The organism is Kribbella sp. NPDC023972 (assembly GCF_040639075.1).
Taxonomy (GTDB): domain Bacteria; phylum Actinomycetota; class Actinomycetes; order Propionibacteriales; family Kribbellaceae; genus Kribbella.
Window position 1 is genome coordinate 291,526 of the sequence record NZ_JBEZZH010000002.1, and the last position, 16,116, is coordinate 307,641.

General features: G+C 69.1%; 16 protein-coding genes. 2 read left to right on the top strand and 14 right to left on the bottom strand.

Going from position 1 to position 16,116, the window contains the following annotated elements; genetic code table 11:
• Window positions 1-15: 15 nt before the first annotated feature.
• From fdhD to alr, 9 genes are all read right to left on the bottom strand, one after another.
• Window positions 16-861, bottom strand: coding sequence for a formate dehydrogenase accessory sulfurtransferase FdhD (gene fdhD / locus AB0F43_RS10560; RefSeq protein ID WP_360473564.1), 846 nt, complete (start codon window positions 859-861; stop codon window positions 16-18).
• Complete coding sequence (locus tag AB0F43_RS10565; RefSeq protein WP_360473566.1) at window positions 849-2,051, bottom strand: molybdopterin molybdotransferase MoeA; 1,203 nt, start codon at window positions 2,049-2,051, stop codon at window positions 849-851. Before AB0F43_RS10565 ends, fdhD begins: the two co-directional genes overlap by 13 nt.
• On the bottom strand, window positions 2,048-2,272 hold the full coding sequence (locus AB0F43_RS10570) for a formate dehydrogenase subunit delta (protein WP_360473567.1): 225 nt from the start codon (window positions 2,270-2,272) through the stop codon (window positions 2,048-2,050). The genes AB0F43_RS10565 and AB0F43_RS10570 overlap by 4 nt, the downstream gene beginning before the upstream one ends.
• A complete protein-coding gene (fdhF, locus tag AB0F43_RS10575; protein ID WP_360473569.1) occupies window positions 2,269-5,082 on the bottom strand; it encodes a formate dehydrogenase subunit alpha in 2,814 nt (937 codons plus the stop codon). Before fdhF ends, AB0F43_RS10570 begins: the two co-directional genes overlap by 4 nt.
• 118 nt (window positions 5,083-5,200) lie before the next feature.
• A complete protein-coding gene (locus AB0F43_RS10580) occupies window positions 5,201-6,721 on the bottom strand; it encodes an NADH-ubiquinone oxidoreductase-F iron-sulfur binding region domain-containing protein (protein WP_360473571.1) in 1,521 nt (506 codons plus the stop codon).
• Window positions 6,718-7,212, bottom strand: coding sequence for an NAD(P)H-dependent oxidoreductase subunit E (locus AB0F43_RS10585; protein ID WP_360473573.1), 495 nt, complete (start codon window positions 7,210-7,212; stop codon window positions 6,718-6,720). Before AB0F43_RS10585 ends, AB0F43_RS10580 begins: the two co-directional genes overlap by 4 nt.
• A gap of 71 nt (window positions 7,213-7,283) precedes the next feature.
• Entirely contained in the window at window positions 7,284-7,913 is a 630-nt protein-coding gene (locus AB0F43_RS10590) for a M15 family metallopeptidase (protein ID WP_360473574.1), read from the bottom strand.
• Window positions 7,910-8,875, bottom strand: coding sequence for a D-alanine--D-alanine ligase family protein (locus AB0F43_RS10595; RefSeq protein WP_360473576.1), 966 nt, complete (start codon window positions 8,873-8,875; stop codon window positions 7,910-7,912). Before AB0F43_RS10595 ends, AB0F43_RS10590 begins: the two co-directional genes overlap by 4 nt.
• Window positions 8,872-10,029 (bottom strand): alanine racemase, encoded by a 1,158-nt coding sequence (alr, locus tag AB0F43_RS10600; protein ID WP_360473578.1) that lies wholly within the window; start codon window positions 10,027-10,029, stop codon window positions 8,872-8,874. The genes AB0F43_RS10595 and alr overlap by 4 nt, the downstream gene beginning before the upstream one ends.
• Window positions 10,030-10,241: 212 nt before the next feature.
• Between alr and AB0F43_RS10605 the strand changes: the two genes are divergently transcribed.
• Window positions 10,242-10,784 carry a CGNR zinc finger domain-containing protein gene (locus tag AB0F43_RS10605; RefSeq protein WP_360473580.1) on the top strand — a complete coding sequence of 181 codons (543 nt, stop codon included), beginning with the start codon at window positions 10,242-10,244 and terminating at the stop codon, window positions 10,782-10,784.
• Here the strand turns inward: AB0F43_RS10605 and AB0F43_RS10610 are convergent.
• The 3 genes from AB0F43_RS10610 to AB0F43_RS10620 form a co-directional block, all read right to left on the bottom strand.
• Entirely contained in the window at window positions 10,728-11,405 is a 678-nt protein-coding gene (locus tag AB0F43_RS10610) for a GNAT family N-acetyltransferase (RefSeq protein WP_360473582.1), read from the bottom strand. The two genes, AB0F43_RS10605 and AB0F43_RS10610, sit on opposite strands and share 57 nt — an antisense overlap.
• Before the next feature lie 36 nt (window positions 11,406-11,441).
• The gene (locus AB0F43_RS10615) at window positions 11,442-12,587 is read right to left on the bottom strand and encodes an ROK family transcriptional regulator (protein ID WP_360473584.1); all 1,146 of its coding nucleotides are present in this window, start codon (window positions 12,585-12,587) and stop codon (window positions 11,442-11,444) included.
• Window positions 12,588-12,859: 272 nt separating this feature from the next.
• Complete coding sequence (locus AB0F43_RS10620) at window positions 12,860-13,561, bottom strand: GAF and ANTAR domain-containing protein (protein ID WP_360473586.1); 702 nt, start codon at window positions 13,559-13,561, stop codon at window positions 12,860-12,862.
• Between the two features lie 285 nt (window positions 13,562-13,846).
• On the opposite strand from AB0F43_RS10620, the gene AB0F43_RS10625 reads away from it, so the two are divergent.
• Window positions 13,847-14,320 (top strand): rhodanese-like domain-containing protein, encoded by a 474-nt coding sequence (locus AB0F43_RS10625; protein WP_360473588.1) that lies wholly within the window; start codon window positions 13,847-13,849, stop codon window positions 14,318-14,320.
• Window positions 14,321-14,334: 14 nt separating this feature from the next.
• Here AB0F43_RS10625 and AB0F43_RS10630 read toward each other — a convergent pair whose 3' ends face one another.
• Together AB0F43_RS10630 and AB0F43_RS10635 are read right to left on the bottom strand one after the other, a co-directional pair.
• A complete protein-coding gene (locus AB0F43_RS10630) occupies window positions 14,335-14,754 on the bottom strand; it encodes a CBS domain-containing protein (RefSeq protein WP_360473590.1) in 420 nt (139 codons plus the stop codon).
• 65 nt (window positions 14,755-14,819) lie between these two features.
• Window positions 14,820-16,100, bottom strand: coding sequence for an FAD-binding oxidoreductase (locus AB0F43_RS10635; protein WP_360473592.1), 1,281 nt, complete (start codon window positions 16,098-16,100; stop codon window positions 14,820-14,822).
• Between the last annotated feature and the right edge of the window lie 16 nt (window positions 16,101-16,116).

Sequence of the window (16,116 nt, forward strand, 5' to 3'; positions counted from 1 at the left end):
ACCGTCAGACACCGCCTAGCCGGCTGAGCGGGCCGCGTCGACCTGGATGCGGTCGGGGTGGGTGTAGACGTTCATTGCGCCGTTGCGGATGAAGCCGGCCAGGGTCAGGCCGGATTCGTGGGCCAGGTCGACGGCGAGGGAGGACGGGGCTGAGACGGCGCCCAGCACGGGGATGCCGGCCATGACGGCTTTCTGGGCGAGCTCGAACGACGTACGGCCGGAGACGATCAGAATGCAGGACCGGGCCGGGATGCGACCCGCGAGGACTGCCCAGCCGATGACTTTGTCGACGGCGTTGTGCCGGCCGACATCCTCCCGTACGACGAGCAGCTCACCGGCGGGTGTGAACAGCCCGGCAGCGTGCAGACCGCCCGTGCGGTCGAACACCTGCTGCCGTTGGCGGAGAGCATCGGGCAGACCGGCCAGGACGTCGAAGCGCACGCGTACGTCGTCATCGGCCGGCGAGTAGCGCGTCTTCAGGCGTACGGCGTCCAGCGAGGCCTTACCGCAGACACCGCAGGACGACGTGGTGTAGAAGTTGCGCTCGACACCGGTCACCGGCGGTGGCACGCCGGGCGCGAGGCCCACGTCGAGGACGTTGTAGGTGTTGCGGCCCTCGTCGTCGCGCGAGTCGCAGTACCGGGCGGCGCGGATGTCGTCGACGCTGCCGATCACGCCTTCGGTGTGCAGGAACCCGTGGGCCAATTCGACATCGTGACCGGGGGTGCGCATGGTGACCGCGAGCGGTTTGCCGTCGACGCGGAGCTCGAGCGGTTCCTCGACGGCGATCGAGTCCGGGCGGGTACGGTCGCCGGCCGGACCGAGCCGCAGTACCGGACGACGTGCGATCAGACGCCCCATGGTCGCGCTCCCGGGTCGAGTGGCAGCAACCGCGCGGCGATCGCCTCGGCCGGCCCGGGATCGACCACGGCCAGCGCGTCCGCCGCGGCGACACCGCGCAGCATCGCGGAACCGCCATGTCCGAGCGGTACGGCGCCTTGTGCGGTGACGCGGACGGGGACGAGCCGGGTACTGCGCGGATGGCACGCCAGCCCGCCTGGTACGGGCGCGACCGTCAGCGCGGGAAGAGGGAGACCACGCATCCGCAGGATCGCCGCGACCCCCAAGGTGAGGAAGGCGGTCAGCGCGGCGAACGGGTTCCCGGGCAGGCCGACCACCAGCCGGCCGTCGGCGAACCGCGCGAGCGCCTGCGGATGACCAGGCCGGCACGCCACCCCGTCGATGATCAACTCGGCCCCGAGCGCGAACAACGCCGGCCGCAGGTGATCCGCCGGCCCGGAAGCCGACGATCCCGACACGAGGATGAGCTCCGCGTCGGTCGACAACAGGCTGTCGACCAACGCCGTACGCTCGTCGGGCAGATGAGTGACAGAAGCGGCGACGCCGCCGGCGCGGCTGATCAGGCCGGGCAGCATCGGACCGATCGCGTCCCGCACGCGGCCTGGTCCCGAAGCACCTCGGTGCACCAACTCGTCACCGGTCACCACAGCCGCCACCCGAGGCTGCGGAATGACAGTCAGCCGGTTGAGCCCGACAGAAGCCGCAACTCCCAGAACCGGCGGATCTACGACCACGCCAGCAGGCAAGAGCACCTCGTTGGCGGCACACTCCTCGCCTGCTCGCCTGATATGGCGTCCAGGCTCGTCCGGCCCTTGCAGTAGCTCCCCAACCAGTACTGCGTCCTCCGAACGCACCACGGAGGTCGCTCCAGCCGGCACGGCAGCACCCGTCGTGATGCTGCACGCCTCACCAGCCGAAAGCACAGTCGGGGCCTCACAATTCGCCCCTATATGACCCACGACCCGCCAGGGCCCCGGACCGCACACGGCGTACCCGTCCATAGCCGACCGGTCGACCGGCGGCACGGCTACCGGTGAAACCAGCGGACTCGCCAGCACAGTCCGCTCAGCTTCGGCCAGCTTCCGGGAGACGGCCTTGAGCGGTGTCGCCGCCGCATGCGCCAACTCCCGGGCAACATCCCACGGCAACACAGCCTCAGCGTGCCGTGGGACGTCGTCGGGTTGGGTCACTTGTACGCCGCCTGGAGTTGCTGGGCGGCCAGCGCCGCAACCGGGTCGAGGTCCTCGGCGCCGGCTTCGACGTGCGCGATCAGGGCCTTCTTCATGCGCGGGTCCCAGGCGATCTTCAGGTGGTTGGCGATGGCGGTGGCGGCATCTGCCGGGGGCCGGTGGGCGAACTGGGCCGCGATCTCGTTGGCCAGTCGCACGTACGGCGGAAGCGTGCTGCTCATCGGGCACCTACCGACTCTCGCTCGGAGGCGGTCGTCGTCGGCTGGGTCAACAGGTCGACCTGTACGGCGGTCACCTTGTACTCCGGGCAGTTGGTGGCCCAGTCCGAGTTGTCCGTGGTGATCACGTTCGCGCCGGTGACCGGGTGATGGAACGTGGTGTAGCAGACCCCGACCGGCATCCGGTCGGACAGCTTCGCCCGCAGCGTGGTCCGGCCGACCCGGCTCGACAGTGCGACCGTGTCACCGTCCTCGATGCCGCGGACCTCGGCGTCGTGCGGGTGCAGTTCCAGGATGTCCTCAGGATGCCAGGCGACGTTCGCCGTCCGTCGGGTCTGCGCGCCGACGTTGTACTGCGACAGGATCCGGCCGGTGGTCAGGATCAACGGGAACTTCCGGGTCGACCGCTCGCTGGTCGGCACGTACACCGTCTCCATGAACCTGCCCTTGCCCCGGGTGAACTCGTCCTCGTGCATGATCGGCGTCCCGTCCGGGTGCTCGAGGTTGCACGGCCACTGGATCGAGCCCATCGTGTCCAGCTTGGCGAACGACACGCCCATGAACGTCGGGGTGGTGAGGGCGATCTCGTCCATGATCTGGCTGGCTGTATCGTAATGCATCGGGTAGCCCATCTGCTGGGCGATCTCACAGACGATCTGCCACTCCTGCTTGCCGGTCCTCGGCGCCATGATCGGGCGGACCCGGTTGATCCGGCGCTCCGCGTTGGTGAACGTGCCGTCCTTCTCCAGGAACGACGTACCGGGTAGCAGCACGTGCGCGAACTTCGCGGTCTCGTTGACGAACAGGTCCTGTACGACGAGCAGCTCCAGCGCGCCGAGCGCGGCGAACACGTGCTGGGTGTTCGGGTCGGACTGGGCGATGTCCTCGCCCTGGACGAACAGCGCCTTGAACGATCCGTCGATCGCCGCGTCGAACATGTTCGGGATCCGCAGTCCGGGCTCGTTCAGCAGCGGCGTACCCCAGAGTTGCTCGTAGACCTCCCGGACGCCGTCATCGGAGACGTGCTGGTAGCCGGGGAGCTCGTGCGGGAACGAGCCCATGTCACAGGAGCCCTGGACGTTGTTCTGGCCGCGCAGCGGGTTGACGCCGACGCCGCGCCGGCCGATGTTGCCGGTCGCCATCGCGAGGTTCGCCATCCCCATCACCATGGTCGAGCCCTGGCTGTGCTCGGTGACACCGAGACCGTAGTAGATCGCAGCGTTGCCGCCGGTCGCGTACAACCGGGCCGCCGCGCGGATCTCCTCGGCCGGTACGCCGGTGATGTCCGCGACCGACTCCGGACTGTGTTCGGGCCGCGCGATGAACCTCTCCCAGGTCTCGAAGTCCTCACACCGATCGTCGACGAACGAACGATCGGCCAGGCCCTCGGTGACCACGACATGGCCGAAGGCGTTGATGATCGCGACGTTCGTCCCCGGCGCCAGCTGCAGGTGGTGCTGCGCCTCGATGTGCGGCGAGCGGACCAGGTCGATCCGGCGCGGGTCGACGACGATCAGCTTCGCGCCCTGGCGGAGCCGTTTCTTCATCCGGGACGCGAACACCGGGTGCCCGTCGGTCGGGTTGGCGCCGATCACCAGGATCACGTCGGCCTCCTCGACCGACTTGAAGTCCTGGGTGCCGGCCGACTCACCGAAGGTCTGCTTCAGGCCGTACCCGGTCGGCGAGTGGCAGACCCGCGCACACGTGTCCACGTTGTTGTTGCCGAAGACCGCGCGAACCATCTTCTGGACGGCGTACACCTCTTCGTTGGTCGTCCGGGACGAGGTGATCGCACCGATGGAGCCCTGCCCGTACGACGCCTGGATCTCGCGCAACCGGCGGGCGGTGAAGCCGATCGCCTCGTCCCAGGAGACCTTCCGCCACTCGTCCGCGATCGTGTCCCGCACCATCGGCTCGAGGACGCGGTCCGGGTGACTCGCGTACCCGAAGGCGAACCGGCCCTTCACACACGAGTGGCCCTCGTTCGCGCCGCCGTTCTTGTACGGCACCATCCGGACCAGCTCGTCACCACGCAGCTCGGCCTTGAACGAGCAGCCGACACCGCAGTACGCACACGTCGTGACGACCGACCGGGTCGGCATGCCGAGCTCGATGACCGACTTCTCCTGCAGCGTCGCGGTCGGGCACGCCTGCACACAGGCGCCACACGACACACAGTCCGACTCGAAGAACGACACCCCGGCACCCGCGGCGACCTTGGAGTCGAACCCACGCCCTTCGATCGTCAGCGCGAAAGTTCCCTGTACTTCGTCACAGGCCCGGACACACCGTGAACACGCGATGCACTTCGACGCCTCGAAGTCGAAGTACGGGTTGGAGGTGTCGGTCGGCGCGTTCAGGTGGTTCGCTCCGGCCTCGACGCCGGAGCCGTACCGGACCTCGCGGAGACCGGTGACGCCGGCCATGTCCTGCAGTTCGCAGTCACCGTTGGCGGAGCAGGTCAGGCAGTCGAGCGGGTGGTCGGAGATGTAGAGCTCCATGACTCCGCGCCGCAGCTTGCCGAGCCGCTCGTTCTGGGTCCGGACCACCATGCCGTCCGCGACCGGCGTCGTACAGGAGGCCGGCGTACCGCGTACGCCGTCGATCTCCACGACGCACAACCGGCAGGACCCGAACGCTTCGAGACTGTCGGTCGCGCACAGCTTGGGAATGTCCAGCCCAGCCTCCTTGGCCGCACGCATCACCGACGTGCCCGGTGGGACGGCGACATTCACGCCGTCGACAGTCAGTTCCACCGTGGCTTCACCCGGGCGAGCCGGCGTACCAAAGTCAGGTTCTTTGAGCAGGGTCATGGGGCCTCCCGGCCTGGACTGAGGAGTGGAGGGAGCGAAGCGACTGGAGCGACGAGGGAAGGCCGGGAGTCAAAGCCCCATGACCCCGCCGGCGCCGAAGGCCCGGCCAAAAGCACAGTCATGCGCTGAAGTCCTCTCCGAAGTGGCGGACGGCACTGCGGACCGGCATGGGGGTGAGTCCGCCCATCGCGCAGAGCGAGCCGTCGGTCATCAACTCGCACAGGTCGTCGAGCAGCACGAGGTTCTGCTGCCGGTCGTCACCGGCCACGATCCGGTCGATCGTCTCCACACCGCGGACCGCGCCCACCCGGCACGGGGTGCACTTGCCGCACGACTCGGCCGCGCAGAACTCGAACGCGAACCGGGCCATCGCGGCCATGTCCACGGTCTCGTCGAACACCACGATCCCGCCGTGCCCGACCATCGCGCCGGCGGCCGCGAAGGCCTCGTAGTCCATCGGCAGGCCGAACTGCTCGACCGGGAGATAGGCGCCGAGCGGGCCACCTACCTGGACGGCCCGCACCGGCCGACCCGACGACGTACCGCCGCCGAAGTCGTTCACCAGTTCGCCGAGCGTGATCCCGAAGGCCGTCTCGACGATGCCGCCGCGGGCGACGTTACCGCCGAGCTGGAACACGCTGGTCCCGAGCGAGCGGCCGGTCCCGTACGCCGCGTAGGCCGCCGCGCCGTGGGCGAGAATCGTCGGGACCGTTGCCAGCGACAGCACGTTGTTCACCACGGTCGGCCGGCCGAAAAGCCCTTCCAGTGCCGGGATCGGCGGTTTGGCCCGGACTGTCCCGCGCTTGCCTTCGAGACTCTCCAGCATCGACGTCTCTTCACCGCAGATGTACGCCCCGGCGCCGACCCTGACGTGCAGGTCGAAGGTCAATCCCGAGCCGAGGATGTTCTCGCCCAGCCAGCCCTGGTCGCGGGCGATCTCGATGGCCGCCTTCAGCGTCGCGACCGCGTCCGGGTACTCCGAGCGCAGATAGACGTAGCCCTCGGTCGCGCCGACCGCGTACGCCGCGATCGTCATCCCCTCGATCAGCGTGAACGGATCGCCCTCGATCAGCATCCGGTCGGCGAACGTCCCGGAGTCACCCTCGTCCGCGTTGCAGCAGACGAACTTGAGGTCCGCCGCCGCGCCGAGCACGGTGCGCCACTTGATCCCGGTCGGGAACCCGGCGCCGCCGCGACCCCGCAGCCCGGAGTCGACCACGGTCTCGACCACCTCGGCCGGGGTCATCGAAAATGCTTGCCTCAGGCCACCGTTTCCGCCGTACGACGTATGGTCGTCGGCCGAGAGTGGATCGATCACCCCGACCCGGGCGAACGTGAGCCGCTGCTGCCGCTTCATCCACGGCAGCTCCTCGACCGGACCGAGGTAGGCACCGATGTCGCGGACCGCTCCGCGCAGCATCCCGGCGGCGACCAGGCCGTCGACGTCCTCCGGCGCGACCGGTCCGTAGCCGACACGTCCCTCGGGGGTCTCGACCTCGACCATCGGTTCCAGCCAGAGCATGCCCCGGGACCCGGTCCGGATCACGTCCACGCCACCTGCCGCGGTGATCCGTTCGGCGACCTCGTCCGAGCCGACCGATCGTGCCGCGGAGTCCCGCGGGACGTAGACCTTCGTCATCGTGCCTCCCCGAGGATCGCGTCCAGGCGGGCCGGCGTGACCCGTCCGTGCAGCTTGTCGCCGACCTGGACCGCCGGGCCGAGCGCGCAGTTGCCGAAGCAGAACACCTCGTCCAGCGTCAGCCGGCCGTCCGCGGTCGTTTCCCCGAACCCGCAGCCGGCACTGCGCTTCGCATGCTCGGCCAGCGCGACCGCGCCGACCGATCGGCACGCCTCCGCCTGGCAGATCGCCACGGTGGTCCGGCCGGCCGGCGTACGGCGGAAGTCCTTGTAGAACGTGACGACGCCGTGGACCTCGGCCACGGCGATGTTCAGTACGTCGGCGACGACCGGGATGTCGCCTTGGTCGACGTACTCCAGCTCCTCCTGGATCGCGTGCAGAATCGGGATCAGCGCACCCCGGAGCCCACGCAACTCGGTGGCTATCTCGCGCACGCGCTGGGCACGCCCGGGAACCGGGACGGGGGCGGCGGCCACGACCTCACTCGTCATGTATACAACATTCCGTGACCCCGACCCCGGGGTCAAAGCAATGCTGCCTATCACCCGATAGGCAGCGTCTATCAAGCTGGCGTCATACGGTGTGACACCGGGCCGTAGATGGCGTTGGGGCGGCCCTCCAGGTGGGCCCAGTAGCGGTCGCCGAAGGACCAGTGCCACCACTCGGTGGGGTAGTTGACCAGGCCGGCGGCGATGAGGACGTCGGCGAGCAGTGCGCGGTTGGCCCGGGCCTCGCGGCTGATGTTGGGGGCGGCGAAGAAGCAGGCGCCGTTGCTCTGCTCGGGCGTCGCGTCGATCGGTGTGCCGAGGTCGAGCGGGCCGTGTGCGCCGATCAGGGTCAGGTCTACCGCGGCTCCCGCGACGTGGGGTGCGACCTCCACCGGGGAGACGAAGCGGCTGGCGAGTACGTGGAGGTCGTGGCCGGAGCTGCCGGGATGCAGTTGCTCGACGTCGGCGCGGTAGTCGTCGTAGATCTCCTGCTGTCTCTCGATGGGGCGCAGGCCTTCCACGACGTGGAGCCGGACGCCGGCCGGCAGGAACGTGTCGGCCAGCGCGAGCCGGTCCGCGACGCTCTCCCGGACGAACTGGCGATCCGATGTCGAGATGCCCCGAGTGAACAGGTCGACCAGTGGTTCACCAGTCTCAATGGCAGGGATCCGGGTGATCCGCTCGTCACTGAGCAGGACGGTCATCCGCGCGCCACCGCCGTACGGATCAGGGTGTCGACCACCTCGACGTAGCTCATCCCGGCCGCCGCCCACATCCGCGGGAACTGCGATGCCGGGGTGAACCCGGGGAAGGTGTTGATCTCGTTGACCACCGGCGCCCCATCCGCCGGCAGGAAGAAGTCCACCCGCGCGAGCCCCTCGCAGCCGAGGACTTCGAAGACCTCGATCGCCGTACGCCGGAGCCGATCGGCCGGCGCCGGATCCAGCGGCGCCGGTACGACGAACCGGGTGGCACCGCTGTCGTACTTCGCGGTCGCGTTGAAGAACGGCTGGTCCGGATCACTGTGGATCTCCAGCGCCGGCGCGGTGTCGACCCGCCCGTCGGGGAACTCCAGCACGGCCACGTCGATTTCCCGGCCGACCATCTCCCGCTCGACCAGCACCTGCGGGTCGAGTACGGCGGCGTCCGCGATCGCCTGCGACAACGCCGGCAGGTCGGGCGCCCGGGTCACGCCGAAGCTGGAACCACCGTTGCCGGGTTTGACGAAGACCGGGAAGTCGAGTCCGGCCGCCTTGAGCTTCTGCAGTGCGGACTCGGTGTCGGTCAGGTCGGGACCGGTCAGCGTGACACCGGGAGCGACTGCGATGCCCTGAGCCTTCAGCAGCGCCTTGGTGAGGTGCTTGTTCAGTCCGATCGCACTGGCTGCCACGCCGCTGCCGACGTACGGGACCTTCAGTTGGGCGAGAAATCCCTGCAGGGTGCCGTCCTCACCGCCCTCGCCGTGCAGAGCGGGGACGGTGACGTCACACGCCTGGAGGATCTCGATCGCCTCGTGCTGACCGTCCACCCAATTGCCTTCAGCATCGATCACCAGGGGGATCGCGGTGTGACCGAGGATGCCGATCGCTGTGGCGATACCCCGTCCGCTGGCCAGTGACACCTGGTGCTCCGGGCTCGCGCCGCCCATGACGACCGCGACCTTCATCGGGCTGCCTCCTCGTACCGGCGGGGCACCCGGGATCCGAGGCCGCAGTAGATCTCGTGCGGAATGGTGCCGGCCCAATCGGCCCAGTCCTGGGCGGTCGGCTCGCCGTGCGACCCGTCGCCGAAGATCGTCACCAGCTCACCGGGCTCGACCGGGAGATCGCCGGCGTCGACGACGAACTGGTCCATCGCGATCCGTCCGATCACCGGCATCCGGACAGCGCGACACAGGACACTGGCTTGTCCACTGGCGACTCGCGGAATCCCGTCGGCATACCCGAGCGGGACGAGGGCGACCGTCGTGTCGCGATCCGCGACGAAGTCATGGCCGTACGAGACGCCTTCACCTGCGCGGATCCGGCGTACCTGGGCCAGCTTGCTCATCAGCCGCATCGCCGGGCGCAGTCCGAGGCCGACTTCGTCGATGCCGTAGAGCCCGGCGCCGATCCGGACCAGGTCGCAGTCGGGTGCGTCCAGCGTGATCGCACCGGCGGAGTTGGCCAGGTGTACGACGCCCGGCCGCAGGCCAGCGCGCCGGGCCAGGACAACACCGGTCCGCAGCAGCTCGAGTTGCCGACGACTCTGGACGGCATCCGCGGCGTCGCCGTGCGAGAGGTGCGACCAGATGCCGCGGACAGTCAGGGCGCCGAGGGCTTCGTAGTGAGCGGCCGTTCGGGTCAGTTCGATCCATTGGCCGGGTGCGCTGCCGGAGCGGTGCAGGCCGGTGTCGAGCTTGAGGTGCACGTGATGGACCGACGGGTTGGAGACGACGTGATGCAGTTCGGCGATCGTCGAGATACTCACGTCCACGTCGACATCGCCGAGGAGCATGAGCTCGGCAGCGTCGTACAACCAGGTGAGGATCGGCACGGTCAGCCCGTCGGCGCGCAGTTGCAGCGCCTCGTCGGCGCGGGCCACGCCGAGCCAGGTCGCGCCGGCGTCGACGGCCGCACGGGCGACGGGTACGGCGCCGTGGCCGAAGGCGTCCGCCTTCACCACGGCGAGAACACCTTGCGGGACGAGGCGGCGGAAGGTGCGGACGTTGTCGCGAACCGCCGAGAGGTCGACGACCGCCTCGGACAGGCCGGCCGGCTCACCGACTGCCGGCCTCCGTGCTGCCGGGCGGTGGCGGGACGGGATCTGGACCAGGTTCATGGCCGTCATTGTTGTTTCCGGCAACGGTCGATGGCGTCGGTTCGCGGACGGATGTGTCCGGCCCGGGGCTACGACCCTGGTATGACCCGGCTCCTCCAGATGAATGAAATCCCCCGCCCGCAGCGAACTTTTCTCGCCGCCAAGTCCGGACCCGCGTTGCACGGACGTCTCACCGGGATCTCAGCCCCACGGTGACCGGGGATACTGGCTGGGTGGAAGCCACGGATCACCTGAAGGCGTCGCTGGTGGCGGCGATCGCGCTGGCCAATGCCTTCGGATCCACCTGGCGACAGGGCCGGCCGGCGGCGGAGCCCGATGCTGCCGTGGTGGACGGCGTACTGCGCCTGACCACGGACCAGCCGGTCGACGTCGACGTGGCGCAATGGGCGTCCGGTGGCCGGCGCTTGTACGACGCGCTCGGTCACCTTCCTGAGGGTGAGGTCGACAAGGCCGTTCAGGTGGTGAACGAGTTGCTCAGGACAACCAAGGCGGCACCGCAGCTGACCCGGCACGAGGACGCCCCCTGGCACCTGCACTTCGGCGATCCGGTTGAAGCGACCGGCTGGATCGCTGAGTTCGCCACCGCGACCGCGATGCTGCTCGGCAGCGACGACGTACTCCGCCTGCGCCGCTGCGAGGCGGACCGGTGCGAGGACCTGTTCCTGGACTCGACCCGGAACCGCACTCAGCGCTTCTGCTCAACGGCCTGCCAGAACCGCACCAAGGTCGCCGCCCACCGCGCCCGCACCGCCTGAGCCCTTCGCCGTGACCATGGTTGCTTCGGGCAACCAGCCGAGCTTGCGGTAGAGATGGACCCCTTCCGCCGTGGCCATCAGCAGGCCGCGGGACGCGCCTCGCTCGACCGCGCGCCGGCTCAGCGCTCCCATCACCACGCTGCCGAGCCCGCGGCGCCGATGTGCCGGGTCGGTCTGGATGTCGTGCATGACCGCGTCCTTGCCCACGATCGCCGTCATGCCCCGAGCGGCGACCGTGCCGTCGGCCGCGAGGAGGCGCACGTACTCCAGCGGTCCGTCCGTGCTCAGCTCCAGTTCGTACAACGCTGTCGACGGCTGCGGGTGGTCGGGTAGCGCGATCGTCATCAGCATCTTCTGCTCCGCGAACGGCGCCAGCCCGGCATCCGCCAGCCGTCGCGCCACCTGGTCGCCGTACTGCGTGGTCACGGTCAGCCAAACGTCCGCGACCAACCCGCTCGCCAGCCGATCGACGACCGCGGGGTCGTCCGTCAAGGCGAACAGCTCCCGATCCCGTCCTGGCAACCGCAGGACGACGGCCAGCGCATCGTCATGCTCGATCGCCGGTTCCAGCCCTCGGCACAGCCGCCAGCCCGCGACCCACCGCCTCAACAGCTCATCCATGCCGTCGAGTGTAACTGCTTAATCCGAAATAGCCAGTTACTGGCGTCCGAGGACAAAGGTTTGGATGGCGACGACAGCGGCGCCGCGGGCCCACTCGGTGAAGTCGGCGGGCTGCAGGACCATGGGGAGTTCCGAACCGGACGGGTGGCGGTCGCCGTGCAGGCCGGCGAGAAGCTCGTCCTGGGCGACCTCGGCCAGCCGGACGCCCTCGCCGCCGAGGACGACGAGCTCGGGCATGGTGAAGTTCGCGGCCGCGGCGATCAGGCGGCCGAGTGCGCGGCCTGCTCTGCCGACTACCTGGAGCGCCGCGGTGTCTCCCTTGGCGGCGAGGTCGAGGCATTCCTCGTAGTCGACGGACCGGCCGAGCGCGCTTCCGACCTGCTCGGTGATGGCGCCGACGGTCAGCACGCTCAGGGCGCAGCCGTGGTGACCGCGGTCGCAGCGTGGCCCGTTCGGCACCAGGGGATGGTGGCCGATCAGGCCGATACTCGTGTCCGGGCTGTCGACGGTCCGGTTGTGGATGACCAGGCCGTAGCCGATCCCGACCCCGATCGTCAGCAACACGAAACGGGCCGAGCCGCGGCCGGCACCGAACCAGTGGGTCGCCTCGGTCAGCGCGTTGAGATCGTTCGCGACCACGACGGGTGTGTCTGTGCCGGCCGCGAGCAGCTCGCCGAGTGGCACGTCCACCCAGTTCAGGTACGGACCCCAGCGGACCTCAGAGCTGTCCGTCACCCGGCCGCCGACCGTGACACCAAGGCCGGTGATCGGACGCTGCCCGGGCACCCGGACGGCGAGGTCGTCAGCGAGTTCGAGGACGAGCCGGCACACCGCGGACGGAGTGTGATCGGTCAGCGGGCGCTCGATACTCGCGATCACTTCGGCCCGCAGCGTCGTCAGTACGCCGATCGCGGTGTCGCCGGTGAGTTTGATGCCGGCGAAGTGGTGCGCGGCCGGGTCGAGGTCGAGTGGTTGCGACGGGCGGCCGACCCGGGCGTCGGTCGGGCCGGCGGACACCTCGACCAGCAAGCCCGATTCCACCATCGGCTTGGTCAATCGGGTCAGGCTGCCCGGCGACAGGCCGACCCGGCGGGACAGTTCGGCGCGCGACAGCGGCCCGTCGAGCAGGATTTCCAGCGCCACCTGCCGAGACGGCCCCGTCAATGGTCGCCATTCACCCACGCGCCAAGGGTAACGGCGTACCGGAAGAAGAGGGTTGGACGCCGGGACGTGACCCGGTCCGCGGTTCTGGCCGCACAAGCCCCGGCGTCAAGCTCAACCCCATGATCCGCACGTGTCGACAAAGAAGGCGATGCGAATCTTGTCTGCGGGCGAAGTACCCAGTTCTTCTTGCAGTATGCACCCGATCAGCCGGGACGCGGCCGTTACTTTTCCTATATTTTCAGAACGTTTCAAACGCTCGACCCCGGCCGGCCGGCGTCCCCGGGTGCTGGTCAGTGGGGGAGTTTGCGGGTGTCGATGAGTTGCTGGGCCACGTCGCGGAGCTTGGTGTTGGTGTCCTGGGAGTAGCGCTTGAGGATGGCGAAGGCTCGGTCGCCGTCGACGTCGAAGCGCTCCATCAGGATGCCCATCGCCTGGCCGACGAGTTTGCGGGCGTCGACAGCCTGGGCCATCGTCTCCTCGTGCCGGGCGGAGGCGACCGCGACGGACGCGTGCCGGGCGAGGATGTGGGCGATCGCCTCGTCGTCCTGGCTGAAGGCGTCGGGGGTCGGGCTGTAGAGGCCGAGGACGCCCACCGTCGAACGGGTCCCGTTCCCGGTTGCCAGTGGTACGTCGAGGACGCTGCGGACGCCGAGTGCGGCGACCTTCGCTGCCCACTCGGGCCAGCGATCCTCGGTGAGGGTGTCGCGGATCAGGATCGTCGTGCTTTCGCGGAGGGCGGTGACGAGCGGGCCGTTCTGAGTGCTGAGCTGGACGTCGTACACGTCGGCGACGACGGGGTCGGTCACCGCGGCGATCTCGGGGCGAGAGCCGCGGGCGTACAGGGCGACGCCGGCGTAGGTGCAGCTCAGCGCCTGGAGGGCGAACTGAACGACGGCGTCGATCGTCTCCTCCACCCCGGGGGCGTCATGCAGCTCGATCGCCAGACGCGCGAACGCGTCCGCCGACGTCACTGCGACTTCTTGCTCGGTCAACGGGACTCCAGTCGTGCTCGAACCAACGGGCACCCCGTGGCTGGAGTGATCCTCAGGAGACATCATGCCGCCAGCCCCCCACAAACTGTTAGCCGGATCAGCCTCCGACTTTTCTGGGTCCTTCAACCCAGAACCATACCGTGAAGGCAGTGCTGGCATCCCTGCCCGGCGTGCTGTGAGTCAAACCTCGTGACTGGATTTTGTGGCACTGGGGCATTTCTGCCACTGTCGGTGGTCTGAGAGATACCCGACGCTGGTGTTCCGCTGATCGAGAAGGAGCCTCGCATGTCCGTTGACCTGCACACTTCGGCTGTTCTGCAGACGCCCGCCGCCGACCGGGACACGGCAGTCGCGCACTTCGCCGGGCGGCTGGCCTTCGAGGCGGACGTGTCGGACGTGGCCGCGGATCTCGGTGCCGGTGTGACCGGATGGGTGCTGGTCGACAGCCGGAGCCAGGAGAGCTGGGACCAGGGTTATGTGCCTGGTGCGATCCACCTGCCCACCCGCGAGATCGCGGCGCGCGCGGCGTCCGTCGTACCTGAAGGCGTCACCGTGGTGACGTACTGCTGGGGGCCGGGCTGTAACGGCGCGACGAAGGCTGCACTGGAGTTCGCGAAACTCGGCTACCCGGTCAAGGAGATGATCGGCGGCTTCGAGTACTGGGCCCGCGAGGGCCTGCCGGTGGAAACCGCCAGCGGAGTCGACCGCCGCCCCACCGACCCGCTGACGGCTCCCCTGGGTATCGCCTGCGCCTGCTGACTGCTGACTTAGGCCTAGGCCGGTTCGGAGATCTTCGAGACGGTGTCGCCGGTCTTCCGGTCGGACATCTCCCGGGCGACGTCCGCCTGCGAGAGCATGCCGACCAGCGTGTGGCCGTCGATGACCGGCAGCCGGCGGACCTGGTGCTCCGCCATCGTCTTCAGAGCCTCCTCGGCGCTGTCGTCGGCGCCGATCGTCACCGGCTTGCCCTGCGCGAACTGGCCGGCCGTCGCGGTCGCCGGGTCGCCGCCCTCGGCCACGCAACGCACCACGATGTCGCGGTCGGTCAGCATCCCGTGCAGCCGGTTGTCCTCGCCGCAGATCGGCAACGCGCCGACGTCGAGGTCGCGCATCTTCCGGGCGGCGTCGACCAGGGTCTCGTTCTCACCCACGCACTGGGCGCCGGCCGTCATCAGATCCCGTGCCTTCTTCATGACTCGCCCCTCTCGTTCTCGGTGAGTTCGCCCGGTACCCCCGGGGCCGGCCGGGCACACCCGGCCTAGGAGAGGTTCGCGAGGTGGTTCGCCGGGCGGATGTTCTGGTTGAGGTGGAAGACGTTCTCGGGGTCGTACGCCGCCTTCAGTGCGGTCAGCCGGGTCAGCTTGGCCGGTGGGAAGGCGCGGTCGATCGGGTCGCCGTTGAGCGTGTTGAGGTAGGCGCCACCCGCGTACGGCGCCAGTGCCGCGGCGTACTCACGGAGCTGGGCGATCCGGGTCTCGTCCTCGGCCGAATCCTCCCAGCGGGTCGCGGTGACGAACTCGAACAGCGTGTCCCGGTGGCTGAACGCCGCGTCGTCGTCCGGTACGTCGGCGATCGCACCGCCGTACGCCTGGAGGCTCGCGGACACGCCCGGGGTGTTCAGCAGCGCGCGGATCGCGTCGTCGGGCAGCGTCTTGAAGTAGTGGCCCTTCCAGTAGCGGCGGTACCGGTGACCCTGCACGTTGTCGTCGCGGCTCTGCAGGGTCAGGTACGGCATCTCCTCGACATACTCGTCGGCGGGACCCATTGCCCGGAAGGCATCCAGCAACTCGAAGCCGCCGTCACCGACCCACACGTACCCGACGATCACGGTCTCGGGTGTGATGCTCGCGGTGAACGTCGCCTGCCGCGGCGCGGAGGTGTTGAGCTCCCGCCAAGTCCGCAGTACGTCGAAACCCACCGAGGACGGATAGGTGAACTCGGCAACCAACGCCCGGGTGCCGATCTGGTGCAGCCGGAACTCGAACGACGTCACGATGCCGAAGTTCCCACCGCCACCGCGCAACCCCCAGAACAGCTCGGCGTTCTCGTCCGCACTCGCCCTGACCGCGTCGCCGTCCGCGGTGACCAGCTCGTACGACGCCACGTTGTCACAGGCCAGACCGAATTGCCGGGCGAGCCAGCCCATCCCGCCGCCGAGGGTCAGCCCGCCAACGCCGGTGTGCGAGACGTTGCCCGCGGTCGTCGCCAGGCCGTACTGCTGCGCGGCCTTGTCCAGCTCGCCCAGCAACGCGCCACCCTGGACCCAGGCCAGCCGGCGAGCCGGATCGACCCGGACCGCGTTCATCGGGGTCAGGTCGATCATCAGGCCGCCGTCGGGTACGGCGTGGCCGGCGATGCTGTGACCGCCGCAGCGGACGCCGATCTCCAGGCCGGCCGTGCGGGCGAACCTGACCGCGGCGACGACGTCGGCGGTGTCGTGGCAGCGCGCGATCGCGGCCGGGTGGCGGTCGACCATCGCGTTCCAGACGCTCCGGGCCTCGTCGTAACCGGCGTCGCCGGCCTGCAGCAGCTTGGTCATCGGTCCCCTCCTGGTC

Excerpts from the sequence above, each read along its gene's own strand:
- AB0F43_RS10585 (WP_360473573.1), bottom strand. The coding sequence starts at position 7,212 with ATGACGAGTGAGGTCGTGGCCGCCGCCCCCGTCCCGGTTCCCGGGCGT.
- AB0F43_RS10625 (WP_360473588.1), top strand. The coding sequence starts at position 13,847 with ATGTCCGTTGACCTGCACACTTCGGCTGTTCTGCAGACGCCCGCCGCC.
- AB0F43_RS10610 (WP_360473582.1), bottom strand. The coding sequence starts at position 11,405 with ATGGATGAGCTGTTGAGGCGGTGGGTCGCGGGCTGGCGGCTGTGCCGA.
- AB0F43_RS10595 (WP_360473576.1), bottom strand. The coding sequence starts at position 8,875 with ATGAAGGTCGCGGTCGTCATGGGCGGCGCGAGCCCGGAGCACCAGGTG.
- AB0F43_RS10635 (WP_360473592.1), bottom strand. The coding sequence starts at position 16,100 with ATGACCAAGCTGCTGCAGGCCGGCGACGCCGGTTACGACGAGGCCCGG.
- alr (WP_360473578.1), bottom strand. The coding sequence starts at position 10,029 with ATGAACCTGGTCCAGATCCCGTCCCGCCACCGCCCGGCAGCACGGAGG.
- AB0F43_RS10590 (WP_360473574.1), bottom strand. The coding sequence starts at position 7,913 with ATGACCGTCCTGCTCAGTGACGAGCGGATCACCCGGATCCCTGCCATT.
- fdhF (WP_360473569.1), bottom strand. The coding sequence starts at position 5,082 with ATGACCCTGCTCAAAGAACCTGACTTTGGTACGCCGGCTCGCCCGGGT.
- AB0F43_RS10580 (WP_360473571.1), bottom strand. The coding sequence starts at position 6,721 with ATGACGAAGGTCTACGTCCCGCGGGACTCCGCGGCACGATCGGTCGGC.
- fdhD (WP_360473564.1), bottom strand. The coding sequence starts at position 861 with ATGGGGCGTCTGATCGCACGTCGTCCGGTACTGCGGCTCGGTCCGGCC.
- AB0F43_RS10570 (WP_360473567.1), bottom strand. The coding sequence starts at position 2,272 with ATGAGCAGCACGCTTCCGCCGTACGTGCGACTGGCCAACGAGATCGCG.
- AB0F43_RS10630 (WP_360473590.1), bottom strand. The coding sequence starts at position 14,754 with ATGAAGAAGGCACGGGATCTGATGACGGCCGGCGCCCAGTGCGTGGGT.